General features: G+C 70.4%; 1 protein-coding gene. It reads left to right on the top strand.

The window, feature by feature from the left end; genetic code table 11:
- A partial coding sequence (locus tag ACIOGX_RS33110; RefSeq protein WP_401918332.1) for an amino acid adenylation domain-containing protein occupies positions 1-9501 on the top strand: 9501 nt, incomplete at its 5' end.
- Positions 9502-9570 lie beyond the last annotated feature (69 nt).

Here is a 9570-nt window from a genome sequence, read left to right on the forward strand (position 1 = left end):
GTGGGGGGTGTGTATGTGCCGTTGGATCCGGAGTGGCCGGTTGAGCGTATGGAGTTTGTGACGGCGGATTGTGGTGCTGAGCTGGTGATTGATGAGGAGATGTGGGGGGTTCTGGCTGCTGCTTCGGAGGCTGGGTCCGGGACCGGATCCGTCCCTCTTCCTGTGCCTGTGGGGCCGGTGTCGTGGGATTCGGCGGCGTATGTGATTTATACGTCGGGGTCGACGGGGCGTCCCAAGGGTGTGGTTGTGTCGCATCGTGGTATCGCCGGTTTCACGGCCGCGATGGTGGAGCGGTTCGGGCTGGACAGCGGTTCGCGGGTGTTGCAGTTGGCGTCGGCGGGTTTCGATGCGTCGGTGATGGAGCTGTTGATGGCTCTGGGTGGTGGGGGGACGTTGGTGATTCCTGAGGGTGGTCGGCCGTTGGCCGGGCAGGAGTTGCTGGATGTGTTTGTGGGGGAGCGGATTACGCATTCGTTGGTGCCGCCGACGGTGCTGGGCAGTGTGCCGGCCGGTGAGCTGCCTGATCTGCGGGTGCTGGTGACGGGCGGCGAGGCATGCGGGCCTGAGCTGGTCGAACGGTGGTCGGATGGCCGGACGATGATCAATGCCTACGGTCCTACGGAGGTGACGATCGCCGCGTCCATGAGTGGACGGCTGGACCCCGGGGCCGGTGCTCCGCCCATTGGAGTGCCGGTCGCGGATGCGCGGGTGTGGGTGCTGGACGGGTGGCTGCGGCCGGTGCCGGTGGGGGTGCTGGGTGAGTTGTATGTGGCGGGGCCGGGGTTGGCGCGTGGGTATCTCGGGCGTTCGGGGTTGACGTCGGAGCGGTTTGTGGCGGATCCGTTTGGTTCGGGTGGGCGGTTGTATCGCACGGGTGATGTGGTGCGGTGGCGGGTGGATGGTCAGCTGGAGTATGTGGGGCGTGGCGACGACCAGGTGAAGGTGCGTGGTCTGCGTATCGAGCTGGGTGAGATCGAGGCGGTGCTGTCCCGGCATGGGATGGTGGGACAGGTGTCGGTGATGGTGCGTGAGGACCGTCCCGGCGTGAAGCGGATTGTCGCGTATGTGGTGGCGTCGGAGTCGGGTGGTGGGGGTGTCGAGTCGGCGGTGTTGCGGGAGCATGCTGCCGCTGAGCTGCCGGCCTATATGGTGCCGTCGGCGTTCGTGGTGCTGGACGCGCTGCCGGTGAACGCGAGCGGGAAAGTGGACCGCACGGCCCTGCCCGCGCCCGACGCCGTTCCGGTCGCCGGATACACACCTCCGCGTACGGACACGGAGCGGACCCTCTGTGACATCTGGGCTGACGTGCTGGGCCTCGAACGGGTCGGGATCGAGGACAACTTCTTCGCCCTGGGCGGGGATTCGATCCTGAGCATTCAGGTGGTCTCACGGGCCAGGCAGGCAGGGCTGGAGCTGTCGTCGCGTGATGTGTTCGCCCGGCAGACGATCGCGGCCCTCGCCGCCGTGGCGCGCACGGCCGGTGCCGGTGCCGTCGTGCTGGCGGAGCAGGGCACCGTCACGGGGGAAGTGGGCCCCACACCCATCAGGGAGTGGTTCTTCGCAGGCCACCCCGTGGTGCCCGAACACTTCAATATGGCGACGGAGTTCATCCCGGCCCCCGGCACCGACCCGGCCGCGCTGCGGAGCGCGCTCGCCGCCGTACTGGAGCAGCACGACGCGCTGCGGACGGTCTTCGCCCGCCGCGGACCGCAGCACTGGACCGCGCGCATCGAACCCCGGCTCGACCTGGACACCGTGTTCACGGTCCATGAGCTTCCGGGCGGACCCGGTGCCGGGCCCGTCGGCGGTCCCGAGGCCGCGCGGAGCGGCGGACAGGGACCTGACGACGGTCCGGCCACGGCCGCCGACGCCGCCTGGAAGGAGCTGACACGGCGCGCGCAGGCGGGCTTCGACCTCGAACGCGGCCCGCTCATCCGCGTGCTCGTCGGCGTCCCGGCCGGCGGCCACCATGCCTCGCGTGTCCTGATCGCCGTGCACCACCTGATGATGGACGGGGTGTCCTGGCGCATCCTGCTGGACGATCTCGCCACCGCTCACGCCCAGGCCCGCGAAGGCCGCCCCATCGCTCTCGGTGCCAAGACCACGTCCGTGCGCCAGTGGGCGAAGCGTCTGGCGGAACACACCGCGCGAGGCGGCTTCGACTCGCAGCGCGACTACTGGCGGTCCGTGGTCGACGGCGCGCACTCCGCCATCCCGGTCGACCTCCCCGACGGGGACAACACCGTCGCCGCCCAGGAGACGCTGTCCGTCACGCTCGACGCCGAGCAGACGGAGGCGCTGCTGCACCAGGTCCCGCCGGTGTACCGGACGCGGGTGAACGATGTGCTGCTCACGGCCCTCGCCCGCACCCTGCGCACCTGGACCGGGCACGACCGGACAGCCGTCAATCTGGAAGGGCACGGCCGCGAGGAGCTGTTCGACGACATCGATCTGACCCGTACCGTCGGCTGGTTCACGTCCATCCACCCGGTCGCGCTCGCGCTGCCCGGGGCCGACGACTGGGCGAAGGACATCAAGTCGGTGAAGGAGCAGCTCCGCGCCGTCCCCGACCGGGGCATCGGACACGGCGCCCTGCGCCACCTGGCCACGGACCGGGACGCGGACGGCCTCGGCACCGTCGAGCCACAGGTCAGTTTCAACTACCTCGGCCAGCTCGACGGATTGGCCGGCCGGCACGATCTGTACCGGTCGTTGACGCTCAACCCCGGCGGCGAGTTCGGTCCGGCCGAGGCCCGTCCGCACGAGCTGGATGTGATCGGGGAGGTACGAGCCGGCCGGCTCACCCTCACCTGGTCCTATGCCCGGTCCCGCTACCACCGGACCACCATCGAGCGGCTTGCGACCGAAATGACCGACCAGCTACGCGCATTCCTGCGGCACTGCGCGGAGCCGGGCGCGGGCGGCCGTACGCCATCCGACTTCCCGCTCGCCGCGCTCGATCAGGGCGAGGTGGACCGGCTGGTCCGTGGAGGCGACGGCAGCGGGATCGAGGACGTCTACCCCCTGACGGCACTCCAGGCGGGCATGGTCTTCCACGCGCTGGCAGAGCCGGAGTCGCCCGCGTACCTCGAACAGTTCTCCTTCGTGGTCCAGGGCGCTCACGACCCCGAAGCGCTCGCGCGTGCCTGGCAGCGGGTGGTGGAGCGGTCGGACGCGCTCCGGGCCTCGGTGGTCTGGCGGGACATCGGCACTCCGGTGCAGGTGGTCCATCGAGCGGTGACCCTGCCGGTGCGCAGCCTGGACTGGTCGGGGCTGGACGAGCCGGAACGAGCCGTCGCGCTGGACGAGTTGCTGGCGGAGGACAAGGCGCGTGGGATCGCTCTCGAATCCCCGCCCCTGATGCGACTGGTGCTGATTCGGCTCGCCGCCGACAGGATCCGGGTGGTGTGGACCTTCCACCATCTGCTGCTGGACGGCTGGAGCACGGCGGCGCTGCTCTCCGACGTGATCGCCGAATACGCGTCCCTCACCCGCACGGATACGAGTGCGGGGCCCGGCACGGGTACGGGTACGGGTACGGGTACAGAGTCCGGCACGGGTACGGCTGCGGCCGACGACAGTGGTGCGGTATCCAGGGCGGACAGGGGCCCCTTCCGGGACTACCTCGCCTGGCTGGCCGCGCGCGACCAGCACACCGGCCGGTCCTTCTGGCGTGAGCGGCTGGCCGGATTCACGGAGCCGACGGCGCTCCCGTACGACCGGACTCCTCTGGGCAGGGCGAGCCATGGACAGTCCACGGAACGCGTCTCGCTCGCGGTCTCCGACGAGCTGTCCGCGCAGGTCACGGCCTTCGCCCGGTTGAACGGCCTCACGCTCAACGCGGTGGTGCAGGGCGCGTGGGCGTTGGTGCTGTCGCAGTACGCCGACTCGTCCGATGTGGTGTTCGGTACGACGGTGTCGGGGCGTCCTGCGGATCTGCCGGGGGCCGAGGACATCCTCGGTCTCTTCATCAACACACTCCCGGTGCGGGTGAAGGTCGAATCCGGGCTGTCGGTGGCGGAGTGGCTCGGCGGTCTTCAGTCCGCACAGGTCGAGGCGCGTCGGTACGAGGAGATCGCGCTGAGCGATCTGGAGACCGAACTGCCGCCGGGAACAGCCCTCTTCGACAGCCTTCTCGTCTTCGAGAACTACCCCGTCGACACCGACGGAGCGGAGCGGTTCGGCCTCTCGCTCCGCGACATCGAGGTCAGGGAGACCACCAACTACCCCTTGGCACTGACCGCGTACGCGGGCGACCGGCTGAGCTTCGACCTCGGCTACGATCCCGCGCGGTTCGACGCCGATACCGCGCGGCGTCTCACGGCACAGATGGAGCACCTCCTCCACGCGCTCACCGTCGGCCCGGACACCCGGGTGGGAGCGCTGCCGCTGATGCCGGACGGTGAACGGGAACGGCTGGTACGGGACTGGAGCGACGGCGGCGGGACCGTACCCGTCGGCCCGTCGGTCGTGGACGCCTTCGCGCGGCGCGCGGACGGCTCGCCGGGCGCGGTGGCGGTGGTGTGCGGAGACGTCTCGCTGACGTACGCGCAGTTGGACGCGCGGACCGATCGGCTGGCGCGGGTGCTCGCGGCGCGTGGTGTGGGCGTCGAATCGCGCGTAGGGCTGCTGCTGGAGCGCTCCGTCGATGTGGTCGTGGCCATGCTCGCGGTGCTGAAGGCGGGGGGCGCCTACGTTCCGTTGCATGCCGGGTATCCGGACGAGCGGATACGGCAGGTGCTGGGGCGTAGTGGTGCGGTCGTGGTGATCACGGACCGATCGGTGGACGAGATCGGTGGGGTACCGGCCGTCGCGGTGGATGCGGAGCCGGTGGCGGATGTGCGGCTTCCGGCCGTCATTCCGGGGGGTGCGTTGGCGTATGTGATGTTTACGTCGGGTTCGACGGGTGTGCCGAAGGGTGTGGCGGTGACGCATGGGGATGTGGTGGCTCTGGCTGCTGATTCCCGGTGGTCGTCGGGTGCGCATGGGCGGGTGTTGTTCCATTCGCCGCATTCGTTTGATGCGGCGACGTATGAGGTGTGGGTGCCGTTGTTGCGTGGTGGCACGGTGGTGGTGGCCGAGGGTGAGCTGAGTGTTCCGGTGGTGCGGGACGCGGTGGCACGTGGGGTGTCGGGGCTGTGGGTGACGGCGGCGTTGTTCGGGGTGCTGGTGGAGGAGGACCCGGGGTGTTTCGCTGGTCTGGGTGAGGTGTGGACGGGTGGGGATGCGGTGCCGGCGGTGGCCGCGGAGCGGATGCTGGCCGCGTGCCCGGGGACGGTGCTGGTCAATGGCTACGGTCCGACGGAGTCCACGACCTTTGCGGTGAGTGGTCCGATCGTGGCGGAGGATGCGGCGGGTGGTTCGGTGCCGCTCGGGCAGGTGATGGACAACACGACCGGTTACGTTCTGGACGGTGCGCTGCGGCCGGTGGGTGTCGGGGTGCCGGGTGAGTTGTATCTCGGTGGTGCGGGTCTGGCGCGTGGGTATGACGGTCGGACGAGCCTGACGGCGGAGCGGTTTGTTGCGGATCCGTTCGGTTCGGGTGGGCGGTTGTATCGCACGGGTGATGTGGTGCGGTGGCGTCCGGACGGCCGGCTGGACTTCCTGGGCCGTGGTGATGGTCAGGTGAAGGTTCGTGGGTTCCGTATCGAGCTGGGTGAGATCGAGGCGGTGGTGGCGCGTCACGGGAGTGTGGGCGGTGTCGCGGTGCTGGCCCGGGAGGATCGTCCGGGGGTGAAGCGCCTGGTCGCCTACCTCGTACCGTCGTCCGGTGACTTGGACGTCTCCGCCGTCCGCGCGCACGTGGCCTCCGTACTCCCGGAGTACATGGTGCCGTCCGCGTTCGTCGTCCTGGACGAGCTGCCGCTGACCGTGAACGGGAAGACCGACCGGCGTGCACTGCCCGCGCCGGAGTCCGATGCGGTGGCGGAGTATGTCGCACCCCGCACGGCGGAGGAACGCGTGCTCGCCGAGACCTGGGCCGAGGTCCTGGGGGTGGAGCGCGTCGGCGTCCACGACGACTTCTTCGAACTGGGCGGGGACTCCATCTCCAGCCTGCGGGTGGTCTCCCGGATCCGTACGGTGCTGGGCACCGGACTGTCTCCCCGGGCGCTCTTCGACCATCCCACCATCGCCCGCCTCGCGGAGACCGTGCCGCGCGGGACGGTGCTCCCGGGCACCGATCCCGCCTCTGCTCCCGCCCCCGCCCCCGCCCCCGACGACAGCGGCCCGGTGCCGGAGCCGGTACCGCGCGACGGCGATCTGCCGCTGTCCTTCGCACAGGAACGCCTCTGGTTCCTGGACGACTTCGCCCGTGACAGTGTCGAGTACAACGTCGTCACCGCCCTGCGGCTGACCGGCGATCTCGACATCTCCGCCCTGCGCACGGCGGTCTCGCGCCTGGTCGCCCGGCACGAGGCACTGCGGACCACCTTCGACTCCGTGGACGGGCGCGGCGTACAACTGGTGCACGACGCGGTCGATGTCCCGGTCCAGGTCACCGCGCTGGACGAGGCCCTGTCGGCCGCCGTTTCGACACCGTTCGATCTGCGTATGGGCCCGCTGCTGCGTGTCTTCCTGGCGCAGGTGGACGAGCGTGAGCATGTGCTCGTCCTGGCGATGCACCACATCGTCACCGACGGCTGGTCCATGGGCGTGGTCACGCGTGAGCTGAGTGTCTGCTACTCGGCCGCCGTACGCGGAGAGCAGCCGGACCTCGCCGAACTGCCCGTGCAGTACCCGGACTTCGCGGTCTGGCAGCGTGCCCGACTGACGGGTGAGGCGCTGGACGACCATCTGGCCTACTGGCGCGACCAGTTGGCGGAGCTGGAGCCGCTGGAGCTGCCGACGGACCGGCCACGCCCGGCGGTCCGCACCTCGGCCGGGGCGCTGCACGCCTTCGAGGTGTCCGCCGAACTGACGGACCGTCTGACACAGGCGGGCCGTCGGCGCGGCGCGAGCCTGTTCATGGTGCTGACGGCGGTGACGCAACTCCTCCTCGCCCGCTACACCGGCCGACGCGACATCGCGGTCGGCACGGTCGTCTCGGGGCGTGAGCGGGCCGAACTGGAGGGTCTTGTCGGCTTCTTCGCCAACACGCTGGTGCTGCGCTCACAGGTGGACGAGGCGCTGACGTTCGACGGGTTCCTGGACGGCGTCCGTACGACCGTGCTGGACGCCTTCGCCCATCAGGACGTGCCCTTCAGCCGGCTGATCGAGGAGCTGGCCCCTGAGCGTGACACCAGCCGTACCCCCCTCGTACAGGCCATGCTGGTGCTCCAGAACACCCCGCGCGGCGAATTCGACCTGCCGGGGGTACGGGTCGGTGAGTTCGTACCGCCGCGTGACACCGCGCAGTTCGATCTGCACCTGGAGTTCCAGCCGCGGCCGGGCGGTGGCCTGGAGGCCGTGGCCGTCCACAGCGATCTGTTCGACGCGGCCACCGTCGACCGGCTCACCAGGCACTGGCTGACGCTGGCCGACCGGCTCACCGCCGCCCCCGAACGGCCCCTGCTGGAGCACGATCCGCTGGAGGCGGAGGAGCGCTCACTGCTGCTGGACTCCTGGAACGACAGCGGGGATCCGGGTGTGCCCGCGGTGTCGCCCCTCACCATGTTCGAGGAGCGGGCCCGTGCCGTGCCCGGGGCGCCCGCCGTGACGTTCGGAGACACCACCGTCGACTACGGCGAGCTGGCCGCGCGTGCCGCGCGGCTCGCCGCCCGTCTCACCGCGCACGGGGTGGGCCCGGAGTCCCGGGTGGGGCTGGTGCTGCCGCGCTCGATCGACCTGGTGGTGGCGGTCCTGGCCGTACTGAAGGCGGGGGCAGCGTATGTGCCGGTCGACCCCGCGTCCCCGGCCGACCGGATCGCGTACATCATCGAGGACAGCGCCGCCGATCTGGTGATCACCAGCCGGGAGACGGCGGCTGTCCTGCCCGGGGACGCAGCGCACCGGTCGCTGGTGCTGGACGCCCCGGAGGCCGGTCCTGTGGCCGGTCAGGCCCAGGGTCCCGCGACCGACCTTGCGGCCGGACTGGCCGGACCAGCCGGACCAGCCGGACCGGACGCCGAGGAGACCGACCCGCCCCGTCGCGCGCCCGTCTCCGCCGCCTCCGCCGCGTATGTCATCTACACCTCCGGCTCGACCGGGCGTCCCAAGGGCGTGGTGGTCTCGCACGGCAATGTGGCGGAGCTGCTCGCCGCCACCCAGGAGCAGTTCGCGTGCGGCCCCGACGACGTCTGGACGATGTTCCACTCCTACGCGTTCGACTTCACCGTATGGGAGCTGTGGGGGGCGCTGGCCTACGGCGGGCGCCTGGTCGTGGTGGACCGCGATGTGGCGCGCGCCCCCGAGGACTTCGCGCTGCTCCTCGAACGTGAGCGCGTGACCGTACTCAACCAGACCCCGTCCGCGTTCTACCGGCTGGCCGAGGAGATCGACGCGGTGGACGGGCTGCGGGAGCGGCTCGCGCTGCGCACGGTCGTGTTCGGCGGCGAGGCCCTGGACTGGTCGCGGATCGCGAGCTGGGTGGAGCGGTCGGGCAACGGCGGTCCCGTACTGGTCAACATGTACGGAATCACGGAAACCACCGTGCATGTCACGAGCCGGCGGGCCGAGCCCGAGTTCGTGACCCCGGGCGCCGGAAGCGTGATCGGCCGGGCGCTGCCGCATCTGCGCGCGTACGTGCTCGACACCGCGCTCCGCCCGGTGCCCCAGGGCGTACGGGGCGAGCTGTACATCGCCGGAGGCGGCCTGGCCCGCGGCTATCTGAACCGGCGGGGACTCAGCTCCGTACGGTTCGTCGCCGACCCCTTCGGCGGCCCCGGCGCCCGGATGTACCGGACCGGCGACACCGCCCGCTGGAACGCCGCGGGGACGCTGGACTATCTGGGACGCAACGACGACCAGGTGAAGATCCGCGGCTTCCGGATCGAACTGGGCGAGATCGAGGCCCTGGTCGCGGCCGATCCGGCGGTGGCCCAGGGAGCCGTGGTGGTACGGGAGGACCAGCCCGGGGACCAGCGGCTCGTGGCGTACGTCGTACCCGCCGGCGGGGCGGCCGGGCTCGCGGGGTTCGACGAGGCCGGGCTGCGGCGGACGCTGGGCGACGCGCTGCCGGACTATATGGTTCCGGCCGCGTTCGTGGCGCTGGAGCGGCTGCCGCTGACCACGAACGGCAAGCTCGACCGCCGCGCGCTCCCTGCGCCCGAGTACGGCAGCCGCGCCGCGTTCGTGGCCCCGCGCACCCCGACGGAAGAGGCCGTGGCGGAGATCTGGGCGGAGGTGCTCGGACTGGAACGAACCGGAATCCAGGAGGACTTCTTCAGCCTGGGCGGAAACTCGGTCCTGAGTCTTCGCGTGATTGCTAGGGTCCGGACTGTGTTCGACATCAACCCCTCGGCCCGCGTGATGTTCGATTTCCCCACGGTCGAACAACTCGCCGGGAAGATCGAGGAGTTGATCATCGAGGATATCGAGAACGGCGGTGATCCGGTCCTTTAGCCGGGCCGGAAACCACCGCACCGCGTACCACGCACTACGCACCATGTGTCACCCGCGTGCGCGTCGACG

Source organism: Streptomyces sp. NPDC088147 (assembly GCF_044741565.1).
GTDB lineage: Bacteria > Actinomycetota > Actinomycetes > Streptomycetales > Streptomycetaceae > Streptomyces.